This is a genomic window from Arsenicibacter rosenii, assembly GCF_001870735.1.
In the GTDB taxonomy this organism is placed as follows: domain Bacteria; phylum Bacteroidota; class Bacteroidia; order Cytophagales; family Spirosomataceae; genus Arsenicibacter; species Arsenicibacter rosenii.
The window spans coordinates 46,697-65,933 of the sequence record NZ_MORL01000031.1; the positions used below are offsets into that span (position 1 = coordinate 46,697).

General features: G+C 49.9%; 21 protein-coding genes and 1 pseudogene. 11 read left to right on the forward strand and 11 right to left on the reverse strand.

The window, feature by feature from the left end; translation table 11 throughout:
• Positions 1-83: 83 nt before the first annotated feature.
• Positions 84-497 carry a DUF1801 domain-containing protein gene (locus BLX24_RS27360; protein ID WP_071506416.1) on the forward strand — a complete coding sequence of 138 codons (414 nt, stop codon included), beginning with the start codon at positions 84-86 and terminating at the stop codon, positions 495-497.
• 199 nt (positions 498-696) lie between these two features.
• On the opposite strand, the gene BLX24_RS27365 is transcribed toward BLX24_RS27360, so the two are convergent.
• The 7 genes from BLX24_RS27365 to BLX24_RS27395 form a co-directional block, all read right to left on the reverse strand.
• Positions 697-1,632, reverse strand: coding sequence for a polysaccharide deacetylase family protein (locus tag BLX24_RS27365; protein WP_071506440.1), 936 nt, complete (start codon positions 1,630-1,632; stop codon positions 697-699).
• A gap of 95 nt (positions 1,633-1,727) precedes the next feature.
• Positions 1,728-2,198 carry an Lrp/AsnC family transcriptional regulator gene (locus BLX24_RS27370; RefSeq protein WP_071506417.1) on the reverse strand — a complete coding sequence of 157 codons (471 nt, stop codon included), beginning with the start codon at positions 2,196-2,198 and terminating at the stop codon, positions 1,728-1,730.
• Positions 2,199-2,303: 105 nt separating this feature from the next.
• Positions 2,304-3,029, reverse strand: coding sequence for a carboxypeptidase-like regulatory domain-containing protein (locus BLX24_RS27375; protein WP_071506418.1), 726 nt, complete (start codon positions 3,027-3,029; stop codon positions 2,304-2,306).
• Between the two features lie 280 nt (positions 3,030-3,309).
• Positions 3,310-3,948, reverse strand: a complete 639-nt coding sequence (locus tag BLX24_RS27380; RefSeq protein WP_071506419.1) for a class I SAM-dependent methyltransferase — start codon at positions 3,946-3,948, stop codon at positions 3,310-3,312.
• Between the two features lie 171 nt (positions 3,949-4,119).
• Entirely contained in the window at positions 4,120-4,953 is an 834-nt protein-coding gene (locus tag BLX24_RS27385; RefSeq protein WP_071506420.1) for a phosphatidate cytidylyltransferase, read from the reverse strand.
• The gene (locus BLX24_RS27390) at positions 4,934-5,146 is read right to left on the reverse strand and encodes a putative signal transducing protein (RefSeq protein ID WP_071506421.1); all 213 of its coding nucleotides are present in this window, start codon (positions 5,144-5,146) and stop codon (positions 4,934-4,936) included. Before BLX24_RS27390 ends, BLX24_RS27385 begins: the two co-directional genes overlap by 20 nt.
• 9 nt (positions 5,147-5,155) lie before the next feature.
• A complete protein-coding gene (locus BLX24_RS27395) occupies positions 5,156-6,121 on the reverse strand; it encodes a CPBP family intramembrane glutamic endopeptidase (RefSeq protein WP_071506422.1) in 966 nt (321 codons plus the stop codon).
• Positions 6,122-6,327: 206 nt separating this feature from the next.
• Here BLX24_RS27395 and dusB point away from each other — a divergent pair, with 206 nt between their 5' ends.
• The 5 genes from dusB (at position 6,328) to frr (ending at position 10,468) form a co-directional block, all read left to right on the forward strand.
• Entirely contained in the window at positions 6,328-7,341 is a 1,014-nt protein-coding gene (gene dusB / locus BLX24_RS27400) for a tRNA dihydrouridine synthase DusB (RefSeq protein WP_071506423.1), read from the forward strand.
• Between the two features lie 49 nt (positions 7,342-7,390).
• The gene (locus BLX24_RS27405; RefSeq protein WP_071506424.1) at positions 7,391-8,305 is read left to right on the forward strand and encodes a DMT family transporter; all 915 of its coding nucleotides are present in this window, start codon (positions 7,391-7,393) and stop codon (positions 8,303-8,305) included.
• A gap of 166 nt (positions 8,306-8,471) precedes the next feature.
• On the forward strand, positions 8,472-8,972 hold the full coding sequence (locus BLX24_RS27410) for an acyl-CoA carboxylase biotin carboxyl carrier protein subunit (RefSeq protein WP_071506425.1): 501 nt from the start codon (positions 8,472-8,474) through the stop codon (positions 8,970-8,972).
• A 130-nt stretch (positions 8,973-9,102) separates the two neighbouring features.
• The gene (gene pyrH / locus BLX24_RS27415) at positions 9,103-9,843 is read left to right on the forward strand and encodes a UMP kinase (protein ID WP_177225933.1); all 741 of its coding nucleotides are present in this window, start codon (positions 9,103-9,105) and stop codon (positions 9,841-9,843) included.
• A gap of 64 nt (positions 9,844-9,907) precedes the next feature.
• A complete protein-coding gene (frr, locus tag BLX24_RS27420) occupies positions 9,908-10,468 on the forward strand; it encodes a ribosome recycling factor (protein ID WP_071506426.1) in 561 nt (186 codons plus the stop codon).
• 67 nt (positions 10,469-10,535) lie between these two features.
• On the opposite strand, the gene BLX24_RS27425 is transcribed toward frr, so the two are convergent.
• Positions 10,536-11,657, reverse strand: a complete 1,122-nt coding sequence (locus BLX24_RS27425; protein WP_071506427.1) for an FG-GAP repeat domain-containing protein — start codon at positions 11,655-11,657, stop codon at positions 10,536-10,538.
• Positions 11,658-12,169: 512 nt separating this feature from the next.
• Here BLX24_RS27425 and BLX24_RS27430 point away from each other — a divergent pair.
• A pseudogene (locus BLX24_RS27430) lies at positions 12,170-12,625 on the forward strand (protoglobin domain-containing protein).
• Positions 12,626-13,019: 394 nt separating this feature from the next.
• Positions 13,020-13,625: a MarR family winged helix-turn-helix transcriptional regulator gene (locus BLX24_RS27435; protein ID WP_071506428.1), complete on the forward strand. Its 606-nt coding sequence runs from the start codon at positions 13,020-13,022 to the stop codon at positions 13,623-13,625.
• 114 nt (positions 13,626-13,739) lie between these two features.
• Here BLX24_RS27435 and BLX24_RS27440 read toward each other — a convergent pair whose 3' ends face one another.
• Positions 13,740-14,243 (reverse strand): DUF4494 domain-containing protein, encoded by a 504-nt coding sequence (locus BLX24_RS27440; RefSeq protein WP_071506429.1) that lies wholly within the window; start codon positions 14,241-14,243, stop codon positions 13,740-13,742.
• Between the two features lie 114 nt (positions 14,244-14,357).
• Between BLX24_RS27440 and BLX24_RS27445 the strand changes: the two genes are divergently transcribed.
• Positions 14,358-14,774, forward strand: a complete 417-nt coding sequence (locus BLX24_RS27445) for a group III truncated hemoglobin (RefSeq protein ID WP_071506430.1) — start codon at positions 14,358-14,360, stop codon at positions 14,772-14,774.
• On the opposite strand, the gene BLX24_RS27450 is transcribed toward BLX24_RS27445, so the two are convergent.
• Both BLX24_RS27450 and BLX24_RS27455 read right to left on the reverse strand, forming a co-directional pair.
• The gene (locus BLX24_RS27450) at positions 14,758-17,205 is read right to left on the reverse strand and encodes a TonB-dependent receptor (protein WP_071506431.1); all 2,448 of its coding nucleotides are present in this window, start codon (positions 17,203-17,205) and stop codon (positions 14,758-14,760) included. The genes BLX24_RS27445 and BLX24_RS27450 overlap by 17 nt on opposite strands.
• A gap of 117 nt (positions 17,206-17,322) precedes the next feature.
• Positions 17,323-18,225, reverse strand: a complete 903-nt coding sequence (locus BLX24_RS27455) for a histone deacetylase family protein (RefSeq protein ID WP_071506432.1) — start codon at positions 18,223-18,225, stop codon at positions 17,323-17,325.
• Positions 18,226-18,373: 148 nt separating this feature from the next.
• On the opposite strand from BLX24_RS27455, the gene BLX24_RS27460 reads away from it, so the two are divergent.
• Together BLX24_RS27460 and BLX24_RS32320 are read left to right on the forward strand one after the other, a co-directional pair.
• Positions 18,374-18,811, forward strand: a complete 438-nt coding sequence (locus BLX24_RS27460) for a hypothetical protein (protein ID WP_071506433.1) — start codon at positions 18,374-18,376, stop codon at positions 18,809-18,811.
• Between the two features lie 72 nt (positions 18,812-18,883).
• Positions 18,884-19,204 (forward strand): hypothetical protein, encoded by a 321-nt coding sequence (locus BLX24_RS32320; RefSeq protein ID WP_071506434.1) that lies wholly within the window; start codon positions 18,884-18,886, stop codon positions 19,202-19,204.
• Positions 19,205-19,237: the final 33 nt, after the last annotated feature.

Below are 19,237 nucleotides of genomic sequence, written 5' to 3' on the forward strand. Positions count from 1 at the left end.
AGAAAGCCGGGCATTTGTCCGGCTTTTTTTGTATCTTACTACCCTGTTCATTACCGCTTTACACTCCGATCTCCTTTGTTAATATGGCTCAAAATAAGACAGTTGAAACAACAAACAGCGTGGCCACCTTTTTGAGCGCCATCGCTGATGACAGCAAACGTACCGACAGTCAGCAGCTGGTCAGTATCATCGAAGCCCAAACCGGCGCATCTCCGAAAATGTGGGGACCGGCCATCGTCGGTTTCGGGAGTTATCACTACAAATACGAAAGCGGCCGGGAAGGCGACGCACCCCTGGTTGGCTTTTCACCCCGCAAAGATGCGTTGACGCTGTACCTGTCAAGCGGCTTCCCCGAACGGGAGCCCCTGCTGACGCAGCTTGGCAAACACAAGACCGGCAAGGGCTGTGTCTACATCAAAAAGCTCAGCGACGTAAACCTTGACGTGCTTCAGGAGCTGATCAGCCATGCGTTTCAATACAAGCAGCAAACTTCGTAGAGACGCAACATCTTGCGTCTCAGCCGTTGGGAATTATCCCGCCATTTGGTGGCATAGCTGTTAACCGTCTGTTAGGTGTGCGATTATTGAAGCGCTTTCGCAAAGAGGGAATAACTACGGTACAGGCATCTATTCACTATCATGGGCTTGTTTATACCCGGTAACTGAGACGCAACATCTTGCGTCTCTACAAACAAAATCAATGAAAACTGCCGGTCATATTCCGGGCGAGGGTTTTGGCGCTCCACTGGCCTCCGGCGATAATCCGGCGGATGGTGAAAAGCGGATCGTTTGGGTCTCGTTTCTTTTCGGCGAGCTGGTAGGCCGTCAGTAGCCCCCGCTTTTTAAGTTCGGGCAAGGCCGCTTCGTTCCAGAGCCCGAACGGATAGGCAAAGTGATACACTGGTTTCCCGATAATGGCTTCGAGTTTTTTCTTTGGCTCTTCGATCTGAATTTTCCAGTCGTCGCCCTGGTATTTCTTCACGTTGTGGTGATCCCACGTATGCAGGCCAATGGTGTGCCCGCGGTCGGCAAGGTCTTTGATCTGGGCCTTGTCCATATACGGCTGATACCCGCGCCGGCCGATGGCCACGGTCATGATGAAAAATGAAGCTTTGAAACCGTATTTATCCAGCTCCGGCAGGGCGGTTTCGTACTGGTCGAGGTCGCCGTCGTCGAAGGTAATCATCACCGGTTTTTCGGGCAGCCTGGCGCCGGTGGTCAGGTAGGCATACAGCTGATCCGGCAGAATCGTATGGTAACCGCTGTCGGCCAGCATTTTCATGTGCTCCTTAAATGCGGCCACCGGAATGATGTAATCTTTTGCACTTTTAGAGTCTTTCGCCCGCCAGTCACGCACCTGGTGATAGCATAGGACAGGCACCTGCGGCCTCGACAGAATGGTGGCCGCGTCGGCTAGCTTGTCGGCAGGGATCGTAGCCGGATCGGCAGCCGGGGTTGTTGCCGGCGGGGCAGCTGCGCTGGCCGCCGTACTGTCGGGTGTATCGGCGTGGGCAGCGGTCGTCGCTGTAGCGTCAGATTGTTGCTGTTGATTCCCGGACTGGCAGCCTGTCAGTAAACTGAGGGTGCAGGCCGCACCGGCAAGGGTCATGTAAAGGCGTCGTTTGGTAAGCATAATCAAAAAATTATGCCCAAAAGATAAGTGAAAGTAGCAGGCTTATGGTGGTGTGTCTCTTTTTTCTTTTGTACGGGAATGTATGGATAAAGGGGTCAGGCGTTAAGGGGAATATTGGTAGTGCTTTTCACCTCATCCATGACAAAAAAACTGGAAATATGGAGAATACCGGGAATAACCGACAGGCGTTCCTGATAAAAACGGTTGTAGCTTTCCATATCGCGGATAATTACTTTGAGCAAATAGTCGAACGTGCCCGACACCAGAACGCACTCAAGCACTTCGGGCATGTTGTTAATCGCTTTATTAAAGTCGGCGAACGTGTCGCGGGTTTGCTTGTCGAGCGTGACCTGGCAATAGACCAGCAACAGGTTACCGAGCTTTTTTTTGTTCACGATGGTCACGTACCGGTCAATGTAGCCTTCGCGTTCAAGGCGTTTAATCCGTTCATGAACCGGAGTCTTGGACAGATTAATGCGTTGTCCGATTTCCTGCATGGTCAGCTGCGCATTTTCCTGGAGCAGCGTCAGAATCAGTCGGTCTGTTTTATCTAAATCAGTGATCATGCTGACAAAATACTATACAAAACAGAAAAAGGTGCGATGACCCCGGGAAAATACTGTGTTTTACCGGTATCATCGCACCTTTTGGTGCGAAAAAGCTGACAGACCTTAGTTCTCGCGCAGCAGATCGTCGCGTTTAATATTTTCCGGAGGGGCCTGATTCAGGATTTTCCGGTATTCTTTGCTCTGGAGGTCGCCCCGTTTAATCGAACGTATAAAATTAGCCCAGGCCAGCGGATTCAGGAACGGAATGGTATTGGCCTGCCCGCGACTGGTAATGGCGTCACGCCCGAAAATCTGCTGGTTCATGAAATACTGATGGTTGGCAACGGCCCCCATTGGCGTAATGGCCGACATGCGCATCAGGTACATCGGGTCCATATTTTTGGCCAGATTCTCCCGTTCTTTTTCGTCGGGGAGCTTCATGTTTACGAAAGCCTCTTTAAAGAGCTGTTCTGTAGCATAGGGATAGACCTTTACTTCAGCCAGCGTTTTGACATCCTCCTGAAGGGCCACTACTGCCGAATAGGTCACGTCGCTTAGCCGGCGGGGGATGATATGATACTGGGTTTTATAGCCCACATAACTGAAAATGATACTATCCCCCGGAAAAACCGGCAGCGCAAAATAACCGTTGTTGGCCGACAGTACCCCCCGGCCGGCACGCGGGATGTAGATGTAGGCACCCGGGAGGGGTTCATTGCTTTTGCCTCCCGTCAGGAAGCCGGTAAACGTAACCTGTCGTTCCTGGCCCTGAGCCTTTGTGTCGGTAAAGACACCGGCGAGGCATACCAGAAGAAAGAGTATAGCTATTTTCGTTAGTACAGCGTTCATGAATTAACTTACTAAGTCAGCATTTGGGGCTGATGTATTACAAAATAACGAAAGGAAACAGAATCCTTACTTATCTAATCGAATTTTTTAAGAAATGTTAGGAAGCTGAGGCCCTGATTTGCGGAATGAACGGACTCGGGGAGGCCTGAAAATTGCCGGATCAGGGCTCAGGATGTGCCGGACAAGAAAGGATATCACAGAAAAAAAGCACCGGTAACGGACAGATGCCTGATACCAGTGCTTTCGGCACGGGAGCGAGCCTGCAAACAGTTAACTCCGGTTATGACTGGCTTACTTTGGGCGTCAGGGTTTTGACAATCCAGCCGTTTTTAGTCGTTTCAACCAGCGTTTTGTCCAGTGTATCAAACAGGGTGTCGATCAGGTTCCATTTAGTTTCGCCGTCGGCATGAGGGCCTGTGTTCAATGAAATGATCATGATTCCGCCTGGCTTCAGCATCGGAATATACTGTCCGGCCAGTTTTTCGGCCATAGGACGCAGGTAGTACAGCGATTCATTGAAGATAATCACATCAAACTGTTGGCTGGTAGTATAGTCGTTCATGTCAACGGCCTCGAATACCGTTTTATCATCTCCGAAGCGTTCATTGGCCCGCTGGATGGCAGCATCGGCCACGTCAGTGCCAATGAATGAAGAGTAGGCATTCCGTCCGATACGCTGCGCCAGAATCCCCTCTCCGCAACCAATTTCCAGAATAGCCGGCGCATCGGGCTTAAGAAACTGAATCAGGCCGGCTATGATACTGAAACGCGGGAGCTCATCCAGTTTTTCGAGCCCGTCCCAAGACCCGCGTTCATACTGGTAATTCCATCGGGATCTGTCGGTACGCAGTACTTTACGTTGAAATAATGAGCTGATGTAGCTTGTAAATGAAGGTGAAGCGGTCGTTGTGTTGGCCATTTTAGATTAACATTATGTAAAATAGACAACAAGTATAACAACAATATACCCAAAAAGTGTAACTGTTTATTGGATATTTTATATTTTGTATACGTAAACTGTAGCTGTGTTTAGCACAAAGCCGGCTCTTTAAAGCCGGCTTTATTCATTCAGCGCCCGGATGTCACTAAATCAGGCAAACAGCTTCAGAAACGTGATGATAAACGGAGCCGCCAGTAACAACCCGTCGAAGCGGTCCAGAAAACCACCGTGGCCGGGAATGCTGCTGCCGGAGTCCTTAATGGCAATACTGCGTTTAAACAGCGATTCTACCAGATCGCCATAGGTGCCGGTCACGACAATAATGCCGCCGACGCAATACCACTGCCACGGTTTGAGGTCCGGTGCGTAGATGGTCAGGATAAAGGCAATAATCGCGGCCATGGCTGCCCCGCCCAGACTGCCTTCCCATGATTTTTTCGGTGAAACCCGTTCAAAGAGCTTACGGCGGCCAAACTTGGTGCCGGCAAAGTAAGCGCCGATGTCGCTGGCCCACAACAAGAGCAGGCAGCCAAGGATGATTTTAGGGTGGTAGCTGCCTCCGCGTAATGCAAGCACGTTCAGCAGCGCGAAAGGAACCGCGACATAGATGATGCCCAGAAAGGTAAAGCCGATGTTGGTGAAGGGCTTCATGTCTTTCTTTTTATACAGTTTAATCAGAAAGACCATCGACGCTACCGGGCAGATCAGAAAGTAGGTATCGTGCGGGATAAATTCCTTTTCGATAAAAAAGGTGAGCAGGCAGATAAAACAGCCAACCACCGTACCATAAAAGGTAAGCGGCTGGTTCCCGTCGAGACCGAGCAGCCTGTAAAATTCAATCTGGGTGAGTGCACTGATGGCACAGAAAAGGAGCACAAAACTCCAGTCGGCGTACATGATGGCGCCAAGAATTAAAAAAATACCTGCAATAGCGGCAACGATCCGTTGTTGCAGGTTAGAGAGGTTAGCTAAACGTTGTTTCATTATCCAGAATTACTTTGGCGACGATCGCGTGTTCCTGCGGAACAAAGAGCTCACAGTTGCCAAAAGGAGGGTAACTACTGCTTTTTTTGTTGACGACTACGGCCTGGATATCATGTTCGGCCAGCAGTGCTTTAGCTAGTTCGGCCCGAAACGGCAAGGGGGTTGTCAGGACTTTTTCCCAGTTGACTAACATATGCGTTGACTAAAGCCGTTCTGATCCGGATGGCTTGGGTTGGTTAATTTGACGAAAATAGTACAATATTCCGAATGAAAGAACCATTGATACCAAAGCGCCCAAAACCGGAACGGATTCCGTTTCTTCAATATTCACCGAAACAACCTTTTGCTTATTAAGATAGACCATCAAAACCGTAAACCCGTTATTTACGAAATGGGCCAGTATCGGTACCCACAAATTTCCGGACCAGGCATACAGGTAGCCAAACAGCGCCCCTAACAGCATACGGGGGAAAAAGCCGTAGAACTGGATATGAATAGCACTGAAAATAGCCGCGGCCAGCCAGATACCGACATGCATATTGCCGGTCCACTGCACAAAATTACGCTGTAATACGCCCCGGAAGAGGGCTTCTTCGCCAATGGACGGAATGACCGCAATAATCAGAATGGCCAGAATCAACTGGCCGGTTGAGCTGAAACTGGTCAGAAATTTGGTCAGGCCGGACAGCTCATCTTCTTTGGCGCGCATCCATTTCTCAACCGGCGCGAGGGTCTCCGGCAGCGTCAGGTTCTGGTTCCACTCAATCAGCAGGGCATTGAACGGCATAAAAATAATCACAAGCATCACTACCAGCCCAAGCCCTGAAACGGCAACTAAAGGGCGGTCATTCATGGCCGGAAAGTTACTGCGTTCAAAGACTTTCCGGTAAACGAGTACCGGAATCAGAAAATTGAAGAGGTGATTGACGCCCTGGGCAATCATCAGCAAAGGCCAGCCGTTGGCGTACCGGCCCGGATTTTTGATCAGGGGCAGCAGCCGGAGCGGCGGGTCCTGACCAAACAGAGGCGACAGCACATATACAGTGCCATCGGCCAGCAGAGCGCCCAGCGTCATGCCCAGCAACAGACAACCGGTCAGCAATAAAAGGCTGCGCAGCGGGGTGAGGCCGTTAAATCCGCCCGTAGATGATGTATAGTTGGGTTGCATAATTGCGTAAATTTACGGTAGAATTGAGTTTAAGTCTGTTCTGAATCGAAAAAACCTGTCCGGGAAGTTACTTTAGCCAGATTACAGGATGACCGCATACTACGAATGGTCAATCTTGTAAATCCTGCCGGCAAAACCAAACGCAGGAACGATTCAGCGGGAGAACGGTGTTTCGGAGAAACGGGTAGAACCAGCATTAACAAATTATGAGCAACCAGAATAAATCGGTAAAAATCGAAAACATTGACTTAGGTGAGTTTCCATTGCTATTGGCTCCGATGGAGGATGTCAGCGATCCGCCGTTCCGGGCGGTCTGCAAGGCAAACGGAGCTGATTTGATGTATACCGAATTTATTTCGTCGGAAGGCCTGATCCGCGATGCTGCCAAGAGCGTTCAGAAACTCGATATTTTTGAATATGAGCGCCCGATCGGTATTCAGCTGTTTGGCTCCGATATCGAAACCATGGGCTCCTGTGCTGAAATTGCCACACGGGCTAATCCGGACCTGATTGATATCAACTACGGTTGTCCGGTGAAGAACGTAGCGTGCCGCGGAGCAGGGGCGGCCTTGCTGCAGGATATCCCGAAGATGGTGAAGATGACCGAAGCCGTTGTGAAAGGAACCCATTTGCCGGTGACTGTTAAAACGCGGCTGGGCTGGGATGATAATACCAAAAATATTCTTGACGTTGCCGAACGGTTGCAGGACATCGGTATCAAGGCGCTGACCGTACACGGCCGGACGCGGGTACAGATGTATAAGGGCGATGCCGACTGGACGCTGATCGGGCGGATCAAGGAAAATCCCCGGATTACGATTCCGATTTTCGGCAACGGCGATATCGACAGCCCTGAAAAAGCGCTGGAATACAAAAATCGCTTTGGCGTTGACGGAATTATGATTGGCCGGGCCAGCATCGGTTATCCGTGGGTATTCAACGAAATCAAACATTTCCTGAAAACGGGCGAACACCTGCCGGCACCGACCATCAGCGACCGGATTGAGGTCTGCCTGAAACACCTCGACTTTTCGATTCGCTGGAAAGGGGAGCGGGTCGGTATTTTTGAAATGCGCCGCCATTATGCGAGTTATTTCAAAGGGCTGGATAACTTCAAGCAGTACCGGGCTCAGCTTGTAACGGCCGATACCTATGCCGAGGTGCTGGCTATTCTGGAAACCGTGCAACAGGTTTACCAGCCGGAGGGGGTTCTGTCGTAAGAACTGCCCGTTGCGCCGCTTACGCAATCACTAACATACCACCTTTCTAATGACTGAAACATCTACGGCAACTACGGTGCCGGCAACCCCTGCCCGCACATGGGTAGCCTGGGCTTTTCTGTGCATCCTCGCTCTGGTCTGGGGCAGTTCATTTATCCTCATTAAGCGGAGTCTGGACGTATTTTCCTCCCAGCAGGTAGCTGCGGGCCGTATTTTTCTGGCCTGGCTGTTTTTTGTGCCTTTCCTGACGCACCAAAGCCGGCAGCCCCAAATCCGGACTTCGGTAAAGCAGCGGTGGGTGGTGTTGCTGGCCGCCGGTCTGCTGGGTAATCTGATCCCGGCGTTTATCTTTGCCTTTGCCGGTGCCCACCTCAACAGTTCCCTCTCGGGGGCGCTGAACTCGCTGAGTCCGCTGTTTACACTGCTGATCGGGGCATTTTTCTTTGGCCGGAAAATTCCGGGCCGTCAGCTGGCCGGGGTTCTGCTTGGGTTGGCAGGTTCGGTTCTGCTGGTGTTTTTCAGCACAACCGGCCGCTTTACCGTAAATGCCTATGCGTTGCTGGTCGTCATTGCTACCCTGTGTTATGGCACCAACATCAACCTCATTGGCCGGTATCTGGGGCATTTGCCGTCACTGGTGTCGACCAGCTGGATTTTTATGTCCATCGGGCCGCTGGCCCTGCTGACCCTGCTGCCCACGGATGTGTTTCAGCGGTTGTCGGCACCGGGCGTAGGGCGCAGTTTGCCGGCCCTGCTGACCCTGGGCGTTTTCGGGTCGGGGGTTATGACGATATTATTCAACCGCGTCGTGCAGTTGGCGGGCCCTGTGTTCGGCTCGTCCGTTACGTACCTAATCCCGATTGTGGCGTTGTGCTGGGGCATTGCCGACGGCGAGTCCGTTTATTTCACGCAATATGCCGGCATGGGTATCTGTCTGCTGGGAATATATCTGACCAACAAGTAGAGCCGCAACATCTTGCGGCTCAGTTCCAGCAGCATCTTGCGGCTCAGTTCCGGCAGTATCCTGCGGCTCGTTTTGCGGACTATTTTGTGGCTCGTTTTTTTTGCTATATCTTGCCCTGGCCGGAGCCGCAAGATGTTGCGGCTCTACCTTAAACCTCGAAACTACAATGTATCAAGCAACCGTAAACGGCGGCTCTCCGCAAAAAATAGCATTCAGCGGCGGAGTGCCGGTTCTGAACGAGGAGCCATTCCACTGGAATCTCGTCCGGCTTTCCGACCGGACCTTTCACATCCTGCACAAAAACCGGTCATTTACGGCCGAAGTACTGAGCGTGGATACGGCTGAAAAAACAATCAGCCTGAAAATTAATCAGACGATTCATCAGGTAGCGGTGAAAGACCGGTTCGACATGCTGCTGGAGCAAATGGGCATGAGCAGCGCCGCCAAATCGAAACTCAATGATCTGAAAGCGCCGATGCCCGGCCTGATTGTGAGTGTAAACGTACAGCCCGGCGATGTGGTCGCTAAAGGGGATAGTGTGCTGATTCTGGAGGCGATGAAGATGGAAAATAACATTAAATCACCAGGCGAAGGCACCATTAAATCCATCCGGGTGGCTAAAGGCGACCGGGTTGAGAAAAATCAGGTACTTATTGATTTTGTGTAAACGATCATCCGGAAAGGGACAGCGGGAAAGCCGGTCGAAGGATAAAAAAGCATTATTTGCCTGACTCCTTCCCTGGCTTACCTTTTGTCCCTTTTTCCTTTTTCCTATCTTTGCGGCCAAAATTCCCTACATGGCTCATCAACTGAAGTATAAGCGAATCCTGCTCAAGCTGAGCGGTGAGGCTCTGGCTGGCGCCGACGGTTCTGGTATCAGCACAGCTGTTTTGGAGCAATATGCCCTTGAAATCAAGCAAGTCGTCGACCTGGGTGTTGAGGTAGCTATCGTTATCGGCGGAGGTAATATCTTCCGCGGGGTAACGGGTGAGCGCTCGGGGATCGACCGGGTGCAGGGAGATTACATGGGTATGCTGGCAACGGTCATCAACGCGATGGCAATCCAAAGCGCCTGTGAGCGCCAGGGTATGTACACGCGGGTTATGTCGGCCATCAAAATGGAACAGGTCTGTGAACCCTACGTACGCCGCCGTGCCGTACGCCACCTCGAAAAAGGACGGATTGTCATATTCGGAGCCGGAACGGGTAACCCGTATTTCACTACCGATACGACAGCCAGCTTGCGGGCAATCGAAATCGAGGCCGACGTTGTCCTGAAAGGTACCAAGGTAGACGGCGTGTATACCGCCGACCCGATGAAAGACAAAACGGCGACCCGTTACAACACCATTACGTTTAAGGATGTACTGGAAAAGAAACTGAGTGTGATGGACCTGACGGCCTTTACATTATGCCAGGAAAACAACTTGCCGATCATCGTGTTCGATATGAACAAAGGCGGTAATCTGCTGAAACTGGTCGAAGGCGAGGACATCGGTACCCTGATTACAGTTGATTTGCCGCTTGAAACTGTTTAATGCGTCAGGCATCACGAGCAAACAAACCCTGACGATTGCTGGCTAAGCATTGATCACTAACAAAATGGAAGAGATTGAATTATTCTTAGAAGACGCCAAAGACACAATGGAAAAGGCGTTGAAGCACCTGACGATTGAGCTGTCAAAAATCCGGGCCGGACGGGCCTCTGTCAGCATGCTCGACGGGCTTCAGGTTGAATATTACGGCGTGATGTCGCCGGTCAACAACGTTGCTTCTGTTACGACTCCGGATGCACGTACGATTGCCATTAAGCCGTTCGAGAAAAAAATGATCGGTGAACTCGAAAAGGCAATCCGGAACAGCAACCTTGGTCTGGCGCCTTCCAATGACGGCGAAGTCATCCGGCTGAGCATTCCGGTGCTGACGGAAGAGCGTCGGCGCGATCTGGTGAAAAAGGTAAAGCAGGAAATCGAAGTTGCGAAAGTAAACGTTCGGAATATCCGCAAAGACACCAATGAATCGATCCGGAAACTGACTAAAGAAGGGGTTTCGGAAGACGAAGTAAAACTTGGCGAAGAACGCGTTCAGAAATTGACCGATACGTTTATCGCCCGCATTGACGAGGTGCTTGTCGCGAAGGAAAAAGACATTATGTCGGTATAGGAACCGGCTGTAACGGAATACCATTCGGCTTTACCTGGGGTAGAACAGAATGGTATTCCGTTCTTTTTTAATTCTGATAGAAGACCACCAACCCGTCTTTACCGGCCACAACAATGTCTTTCCTGCCATTCTGCCGCAAATCTGCCACACTCAGGTAAATGCCGGTGCCTTTGCCCGTACCAACCGGACCGAACGCAATCGTCTGCTTTTGAAACTGCTTCCCGTCCCAGTGAAACAGATAGATCCCCACCGCATCGTCGGAACCGGGGTCGTTGTCGTTATGAGCGCGGTATCGTTTACCGGTCAGGAGCTCTGATTTGCCGTCGCCGTCGATGTCGAGCCACTCCATGACGTGATACTGCGAGTTTTTGTCATCGATAGTGTGTTTAAGCCATTGCCGCTGCCCCTGCGCGGGTGCCTGCTGTTCATACCAGTGCAGCCCGTAACCGTGTGCCTGTCCGACAATCAGATCATTGCGGCCATCGCCGTTAACATCTACCACCAGAATCGGTACGCTGGCCGACCCGAGCGAAAATTCCTTGTGTAATGTCCAGGGACCACCCTCCCGATTGGCCGGTGCTTCGAGCCAGCCATCACTGACGATAAAATCGCCCCGCCCGTCGCCGTTGACATCGCCGAAGCCTAACCCGTGCCCCTGCGTCGGGGCCACGTCAGTTTGTTTGAACTGACCCGGGGAGATGAGCTTGAAATATTTCAGCGGCTTGCCGGGATTGTTGGGCACAATCTCGGGTTTGCCATCCCCGTCGACATCCCAGGGGCGGGTGGTTTCAATGTTGCCGGTTACGGCAAACTCGTGAGCAGGCCAGGGCTGTTTGGGGTCTGCCGGATTTTCGACCCAGCGCAGGCGTTCGCCCCACCAGCCTCCGGTGATGAAGTCGGTACGGCCATCGCCGTTGACATCCATCGGAATCGTCGAAAAATCGTCGTAATACTGGTCGTGGCGTTTCTGGTTACCGATGAGATAACGCTGCCGGAAGGTGGGTCCGGCATACCAGAAATCACCGGAAACAAGATCCGGCTTCCCGTCGCCGTTTACATCAAAGACACCGACAGATTCATAGCTTTCGGCGGCGACAAAGTAGCGGGTAAAAGACGGCTGTTTGGCGGGCCCGGGGGCTGCCATCGCCGCAACTGCCAGCGAAAGAGGAAGGAGAAAGGGAATAATCATGGGTTACCGTTTTAAGGGCTGCGTTTAATAAACAGGTAGGTATTGATGAACGAAAACCTGGTGTTCATGGTTTGCCGTACCATTTAATGGTCATACTCTAAAGGAGCCATGAGGCGAAACATAACGGGTGACCTATACCGGTTACTAAATGAAAAAGATATAAGTATAGAGGCATTGCGATATTGTTGATTTATGCTTTATAGTTCATTAATGTCCTATTAATAGACTGTATTTGAGTTTTTTATGTTGATTGTTTGGTTGAAAGATGTAAAAAATATTACGTTCACTTTACCGTTTGATCAAAAATTAATCTTTATTTATATGATAGTTGTGAGTCCTAACTAAATTTGTGTCGTAATAAAAAAGCCACTAACAATTTGTACTTAAATAGAGACAATAAAAGGGTATGACTACGGAAATGTAACTTTAGAGCAGACATCGGTTGCATTATCTGAATTGGCACTCTTAAAAAAACATTACTGTGGTCAGATGAAGACGATCGGTACCTAAAAATGGCGGGAGAGGTTTTAAAAAACCAGACTAGTGAGGTATTGGATTTATGGTATGGATATGTTGGTGCCAATGAACATCTGGTTTATTATTTTGGAAAGAATAATTAGCCAAACATGGACTATCTCACTGCTGTCAGAGCTCGTTTCGGTAAATGGATTTTAGATCTTTGTGAAAGACCTTATGATCAGGATTGGTTGAATTATCAGCATGAAATTGCAAAGCGGCATCATAGCCTCAAGAAAAATAAAACAGATAACGTCGATGCAGTTCCGATTATCCACTACCGGTATATGATTGCATTTATTTATCCTATAACCGCAACTATCAAGCCATTTTTAGCAAAAAACGGACATTCGCAAGCAGATATTGAGGGTATGCATAATGCATGGTTTAAAGCAGTTACGCTTACTGCTATTTTCTGGACTTATCCATATGTAAATGCCGGAGAATTCTAAGCGATCGGCAGAATCTGCATGCATAGCGTTCGATGTCAGGTCCGATGTGAAAGGAACTAACTAGAAGCTGGAGAATATAGTGTAAACGATAATAAATAGAATACGCCTTTAATACCAAACTATATCCGCAGGTATGTCCCACTGTAACCTGTAATAAATTCCTATCGTACTTGTACTGTAAGTAGCTACTGATTATCAGTAGCTACTTTATTTTAAATTACTTATTAGCACTTAAAGCAAGATAGCCTGTCTATAACTGACAGGCTATATTTTTTTAGATAGAAACAAACAGCGTTTAGATAAAAAATAAGCTTGTTATTATCTCTATTTTGTATTTTGACGAAAGGAGCCTGTTAAATAGTTACTATATTTGTATAATAGCAAATATAGTTCCATGGGAAATTCCGATTTTGATCTTGATTATCAAAATCAAAATACAGAAAGTAAAATCGTAGCCTCATTTGAACGATTGGCTCAGGCGTTCAGGGTTTTATTGTGGCAGGAAAGTAAAGAACATGCCTTAACGCCTATCCAGGTTCAGGTGCTGATTTTTCTATTATACCACAGCAAAGAGAAACGAAAGGTAAGTTACCTGGCTGATGAGTTTAATATGGCCCGGCCAACGATCAGCGATGTAATTAAGGTGTTACGGGAAAAGGAACTGGTCGAAAATGAAAAAGATCTGGCAGACACACGGAGCTATGTCATCAATCTGACTGAAAGGGGACGACAGGTGGCTGCTCAGACGTCATTGTTCAGCAAAGACATAGTTACTCCGATTGCCAATCTGCCCTCTGCACATAAAGAAGTGATGCTGATCTCTCTTCTGGAAATAATCCGGGACCTGAATAAGTCCGGTGTTATTACGATTCAACGGATGTGTATGACTTGTAAATTTTATCAGGTCAGAGAAGACAACCCTCATTTTTGCCAGCTTCTGAACCTGCCTCTTCAGATTTCAGCGCTTCGGATCGATTGTCCTGAGCATACGATGGCATGAACCATCAATAAATAAATAAGCAGAGGGGAGGTGAATACAGGATTACCGACAACGAAAGAGCAGCAGTAATCCTGTAGAAAACGCTTACCAATAAAGAAAGCGTTTGTAAAGCGGTTATTCGTTGTCCTTAATTACTTCGGAAATCGGGCGCAGGTTCGGACCGATTTTGTCTTCTTCTGTATACGGGAAAATGTCCAGAATCGCCGTGCGGTTGATGTCGGTGATTTCGTAAGGCATCAGGATGGTTTTCAGGCTGGTTTCGAGCCGGTCATAGGCCTGCTTCACCGATTCGGCGTTGATCAGCATCATGTTAACCAGCTTTTTCTCACGGCCTTTGTCGTCTTCGGTCGTGAAAACCACCTTGCATTTATACCAGGTTTCCCCGCCTTCGTCAATGAAAAAAACATCGGCGAGTTTCATTTTGCTGATGTTGGCAACCGTAAACTCGGGTGTGTTGGCCGCCACCTCCTGATACAAACGGGCTTCAGCGTCGGTAAATGAAACGGCATCAAGCAGATACGCTTCGCTGATGGTTTTCATTTTCACCTGATCTCCCTGCCGGTCGGTGACAATCTCTTCTTTTTGGTACTTAATTTTACCTTGATACCAGGTTGGCATTGTCTGTTCTGTGCTAAGTGAATTGCAAACCACGGTTGTAGGGCGCGGTCTGCCAAAACACAAAAGTACGAAGAAAGCCCTACGGATTTCCGGCAAAAGGCCGAACTTTGTTTTATGGAAAAACCTGCCGAACGATCCGATATCAAGAGCCGCGCCGACATTGAGCGGCTCGTCAATACCTTCTACGAATACGTTCACAAAGATGCCTTACTGGCCCCGGTATTTAACCTGCCGCCCGAACGCTGGGAGTACCATCTGAACCGCACCTATAACTTCTGGGAAAACTGGTTGTTTCAGACCGGGAATTATGGGGGAGGGCTGATGTGGGCGCATCTGGAGAAAAACCAGACACACCCGTTTCAGAAAGCCCATTTTGAGCATTGGCTCAGTATCTGGTTCGGCACGGTCGATGCCCTGTTTACCGGGCCGCGCGCTGAATTTATCAAGTCAAAAGCGCTGGAAATCGGTGGCTGGATGTTTGGCCACATCGACCGCCTGAACCAGGAGCAAGGTCCTAAAACTCAACAATAAACCCAATCGTTGGCACTACGCTCGGGTCGTTGTTCTGCAGAATCAGCGGAATGGCATTGCTGCCGTCGGGCCGGAGTGCCTGGCCGTCGGTGGTGGCAAAACCGGTATTGTCCGCATTGCGCGTAAACGTGTACTGCGGATAGGCAGGGCTTTTCTGCACAAAGGCATTGCTCACATCGAAGAACACATCCAGCGTGGCGCGGCGGTAATTCCATTTCTTATCAATCCGGAAATCAAACTGGCTGAAGTTGCCTAACCGCAGGGTGTTCAGCTGTGCGTAATCCAGAAGGCCACGGCCGGCCGACTGAAAATTCTGCTGCGAGGCCACCAGGTCAAACGGCGTATACGGGGCACCGCCTGCAAACCGGTAGCGCAGACCCATTTCCCAGCCCTTGCCGAATTTCCGGCCCAGTAACCCGGAAATGAGATGACGGTTGTCCCAGGCCGATGGCAACAGCTTGCCGGATGTTCCCGAAAATTCGCTCCGGACATAGGTGTAGGAGAGGACCGCAAACAGGTTTTTCGTCAGCTTTTGCTGAAACAGAAACTCCATCCCGAAGGCCTGGCCTTTGCCGGTACTGGTAACCGCTTCGTTGCCGATTGCTCCGAAATCACCGCCCTGGTTGGCCAGCGAAATCCCGTCGCGGACGGATACCGGGTAGTGGCTGTACCGTTTATAGAAGCCTTCCAGCGTAAAGCGGCGGCTTGGTTGCGGTAAATACTCAACGCCGATAACATAGTGGTTGGAATTGATGTATTTGTTGGTTTTGTTCACGAACTGGCCGGTCCGGGAGTCCTTGTAGCCCAGAACGGTATAAACCGGCAATTTAAAATACCGGCCTGCGGAGGCGTTCAGGGTCCATTTGCTCGTTAACGCATACGAAATCGCGGCCCGTGGCGAGAGCGTCTGCAGTGGATTCAGACCGGTATCTGTGAAAGAATTCATATCGGTCCGGATACCGGCCGACACGCTCAGCCGGTCATTGACGAAGCTTTTGGCCACCTGCCCGAATGCGCCGAACCGCCATACATTCAGGTCGCTGGCAAAGTTCAGCACCACCGCCGGCTGGATGACCGTCCCGTTGGCAGCCGTAATCTGGTTCCGGATTTTGTTGTATACCTTGTTGTCAAATTGCACATACTGTGCTGCCGCCCCATACGAAAACTTCCATCCGTTGATGAAGCGGTTGACATCCAGCCGCAGTTTATTCTCGATCTCATTAGAACTGATGCCCAAAGCGCGCCGGCTCTCATTGCCTTCCTGCCGGTCTTCAAAGCGGTCAAGGCGGTTGTTGAAGTGGTTGCGGCTAATGGCAAGGTTAATATAGCCTTTATTAATCAGTCGCTTAATAGCGAAGCCAACCGTGTAATTCCACTGGTTGATGGTTGGGTTCGACCGCAGAATGTAATCATTTTCCGGTGTCGACTCTTTGGGGACCGCAAAACTGAACTCGTCAATTGCCCCCACACCGAGGGCGGTGATGGTCGTTTTGGCGTTCAGTTTGTGGGTGACTTTATACTGAAAATCCCAGTAATTCGGGCGGATCGGTAAATCCAGCGCCGAGAAGAGCAGTTGCAGGTAAGACCGGCGGGCGGAGGCAATAAAGTTGGTTTTCGACGACAGCGGCCCCTCGAGCGTACCGGCCAGTTCGGTGCCGCTCAGCCGCACGTTGCCCGACAGGCGTTCCTGATTACCCTGCCGCTGCTTAAACTGAAAGACCGAGGCCAGCGCATTGTCGTACCGCGCATCGAAACTCGACGATGACAAGGTTACGTCTTCAATAAAGGATACGTTAAGAATACCCGTCGGGCCACCGGCTGCCCCCTGTGTAGAAAAGTGATTGATTACCGGTATTTCGATACCGTCGAGGTAAAACACATTTTCGTTTGGCGCTCCCCCCCGGATGATGATATCGTTCCGGAAGCCGCCGACAGAGCCCGACGTACCGCCAACTCCCGGTAAAGACTGAATGACCCGCGAAATGTCAAAGTTACCGCCCGGATTTGAGCGGATTTCTTCCGTTGACAGGCGCTGGATGGAGTTGGGGGTTTCCAGGGTGGTAACGGCGGCCGTATTGCGGATAGATTTAACAGTCACTTCCGACAACTGAGCCTGTTCTTCTACCAGCTCAAAGTTGAGCTGGCTGGTGTTACCGGATGTAAGGTTGATGTTAAACTTGACCTGCGGCTGAAAACCGACAAACGATGCTTTCAGGTTATAACTCCCGACCGGCGCCACGAGCCGGTAACTGCCATCGGTGCCGGTTGTGGTGCCAATCGGCTTTCCATCAATCTGAATCGCTACCCCGATCAGCGGCTCCTGGGTGTTTTTATCCCGTACGGTTCCCGCAATAATGCCGGTCGGTCCTTGCTGAGCAAAGCCATTTATCAGAAAAGAAAAGTATACTATCAGAGTAATTAACTGCTTCATGACGTTATTTAGTGGTGAATAGATTTCATTTAACTATGCAAACATAGTTGTTTAATGTTTGTTTATGAAATCTTAAACAAAAAATAATCGTCAGGCTACCGGAGGGAGCCGGAGTTTCTAATCAAACTTACTGTTGGCTATCCGGAAGGTATTGCAGTGTGCGTCAACAATGTCGGCAATGCGGGGTGAATACCCGCCACCCATCGAAACCACAATCGGTAAGCCATAGCGGATCGCCTGATCAAAGACAAAGGCATCGCGCTGGCGGCACCCTTCTCTGCTGACATTTAACTTCCCGAGCCGGTCGGTCGACAGAATGTCAACGCCGGCGATGAAGAACAGGAAACCGGGTTTTTGCTCGTCAATCAATCGGGGAAGCGTTTGGGCGAGTGTAGTCAGATAAGCATCGTCGCCGGTACCGGTAGCCAGTTCAATATCGAGGTCAGACTGTTCTTTACGGAGTGGATAGTTGTCTTTGCCGTGCATACTAAAGGTAAAGACCCGTTCCTCACCGGCAAACATGACCGCCGTACCGTTTCCCTGATGCACATCCAGATCAATGACCAGAATTTTTTTCGCTTTCCGGTTAGCCAGCAGGTAATGCGAAGCAACGCCTACGTCATTGAGCAGGCAAAAGCCCTCGCCCCGGTCCGGATAAGCATGATGAGTCCCGCCGGCAATATTCATCCCGATGCCATGATCAAGCGCATGCAAGGCACAGTTGATGGTACCCTGGGTAATGACCCATTCCCGCTGAATCAGTTCAGCCGTCAGCGGAAAGCCGATGCGGCGTACCATGGCTGCCGGTGCGGTTAAGGTCTTCAGCTGGTCCACATAGCGGGATGTATGAACACCAAGCACCCACTCGTCGTTTACGGAATCAGGTTCGTGAAAACAGTTACTTGTACAAGTGCCTTCGTAGAGAAGCTGTTCGGGAATCAGTTCATATTTGATCATCGGAAAGCGATGGCCCTCGGGCAGCGGATGGGCATATATAGGGCTAAAAGCGATGTAAAGCATGAGTGGTAAGCCGTTCGATAAATGCAAAAAATAAAAAATTAGCGAATGTTCACTGCTTTTAAAACATTCGTTAGTTTTGTGATGTACTAGTAAGGCAAAAAAAGATTGATTACAACCTCTGAATAACTTAAAACATACGGTATCAGTTATGAATATTGAATTGAATACAATCGGAACGGCATCACATGATTTGCTGGACACGCAAGTGATCTTAAATCGCAGCAGAGGGAGTTCTCCGTTGTCAGTTGAATTTTTATATCGCAATGATATTCAGGATGATTGTCTGCAACTGCCACCGTTGTCGTGGTACGATGCGCAGCAATTACAGCAGTTTACTACTGAACTGGCATCCGTGAAAGGTGTGGATACCTGTCAGAAAGAGTTGCCGGATGCCGGTATCCGGCTGACGGGCAGTGTCAAAAAAGGTATATTGTCGGGCACATCGGGACGCACAATCCGCGTAGAGACGCTGTCAAAGGCAAACCGGAATTTTGTACCGTTTTCAATCAACGGATCACAGCACGAAATTCAGGCTTACGCCCGTAAATTATACAACCGGCTGTGGGAAGCCTTTTGCCGGGGCTAAAACAGTCAGTAGCCTTTCCGAGTTGGTTGAGGTAACCGATAGCGTGTGCTGCCGGTAAAACACTCAACAGCTATGGAAAATGTAAATCAGGATGCGATGATGCATCAACCCCGTACGTATCAGTCAGACACAGGCGGCCCTATGCAGATTCCCGATCAGCAGGATATGTTGTCGGAGCAGGTCAGCGATTCGGAAAACATGGTTCCGGATGATGGCCGGCACGGCTCAGCCGAAAGTGTCGGTAATAACGACGGAAATTTGCCTGATCCGGAACGTATTGAGCTGGCAGAAGCTACGCTCATTAAGGAAAATGACGCCATGGGCGACGACGGCGATCTGGATTTGCCGGAAGCCGGTGATTCCCTGCTGGCAGAAGAAGATGCCGGCGTTTAGTAAACATAATCCAAGTTGCGAGATAGTTAATCT

Excerpts from the sequence above, each read along its gene's own strand:
- BLX24_RS27405 (WP_071506424.1), top strand. The coding sequence starts at position 7,391 with ATGACTGAAACATCTACGGCAACTACGGTGCCGGCAACCCCTGCCCGC.
- BLX24_RS27360 (WP_071506416.1), top strand. The coding sequence starts at position 84 with ATGGCTCAAAATAAGACAGTTGAAACAACAAACAGCGTGGCCACCTTT.
- BLX24_RS27390 (WP_071506421.1), bottom strand. The coding sequence starts at position 5,146 with ATGTTAGTCAACTGGGAAAAAGTCCTGACAACCCCCTTGCCGTTTCGG.
- BLX24_RS27395 (WP_071506422.1), bottom strand. The coding sequence starts at position 6,121 with ATGCAACCCAACTATACATCATCTACGGGCGGATTTAACGGCCTCACC.
- BLX24_RS27365 (WP_071506440.1), bottom strand. The coding sequence starts at position 1,632 with ATGCTTACCAAACGACGCCTTTACATGACCCTTGCCGGTGCGGCCTGC.
- BLX24_RS27445 (WP_071506430.1), top strand. The coding sequence starts at position 14,358 with ATGGAAAAACCTGCCGAACGATCCGATATCAAGAGCCGCGCCGACATT.
- BLX24_RS27460 (WP_071506433.1), top strand. The coding sequence starts at position 18,374 with ATGAATATTGAATTGAATACAATCGGAACGGCATCACATGATTTGCTG.
- BLX24_RS32320 (WP_071506434.1), top strand. The coding sequence starts at position 18,884 with ATGGAAAATGTAAATCAGGATGCGATGATGCATCAACCCCGTACGTAT.
- BLX24_RS27440 (WP_071506429.1), bottom strand. The coding sequence starts at position 14,243 with ATGCCAACCTGGTATCAAGGTAAAATTAAGTACCAAAAAGAAGAGATT.
- dusB (WP_071506423.1), top strand. The coding sequence starts at position 6,328 with ATGAGCAACCAGAATAAATCGGTAAAAATCGAAAACATTGACTTAGGT.
- BLX24_RS27380 (WP_071506419.1), bottom strand. The coding sequence starts at position 3,948 with ATGGCCAACACAACGACCGCTTCACCTTCATTTACAAGCTACATCAGC.
- BLX24_RS27450 (WP_071506431.1), bottom strand. The coding sequence starts at position 17,205 with ATGAAGCAGTTAATTACTCTGATAGTATACTTTTCTTTTCTGATAAAT.
- BLX24_RS27425 (WP_071506427.1), bottom strand. The coding sequence starts at position 11,657 with ATGATTATTCCCTTTCTCCTTCCTCTTTCGCTGGCAGTTGCGGCGATG.
- BLX24_RS27375 (WP_071506418.1), bottom strand. The coding sequence starts at position 3,029 with ATGAACGCTGTACTAACGAAAATAGCTATACTCTTTCTTCTGGTATGC.
- BLX24_RS27370 (WP_071506417.1), bottom strand. The coding sequence starts at position 2,198 with ATGATCACTGATTTAGATAAAACAGACCGACTGATTCTGACGCTGCTC.
- BLX24_RS27455 (WP_071506432.1), bottom strand. The coding sequence starts at position 18,225 with ATGCTTTACATCGCTTTTAGCCCTATATATGCCCATCCGCTGCCCGAG.
- frr (WP_071506426.1), top strand. The coding sequence starts at position 9,908 with ATGGAAGAGATTGAATTATTCTTAGAAGACGCCAAAGACACAATGGAA.
- pyrH (WP_177225933.1), top strand. The coding sequence starts at position 9,103 with ATGGCTCATCAACTGAAGTATAAGCGAATCCTGCTCAAGCTGAGCGGT.
- BLX24_RS27435 (WP_071506428.1), top strand. The coding sequence starts at position 13,020 with ATGGGAAATTCCGATTTTGATCTTGATTATCAAAATCAAAATACAGAA.
- BLX24_RS27410 (WP_071506425.1), top strand. The coding sequence starts at position 8,472 with ATGTATCAAGCAACCGTAAACGGCGGCTCTCCGCAAAAAATAGCATTC.
- BLX24_RS27385 (WP_071506420.1), bottom strand. The coding sequence starts at position 4,953 with ATGAAACAACGTTTAGCTAACCTCTCTAACCTGCAACAACGGATCGTT.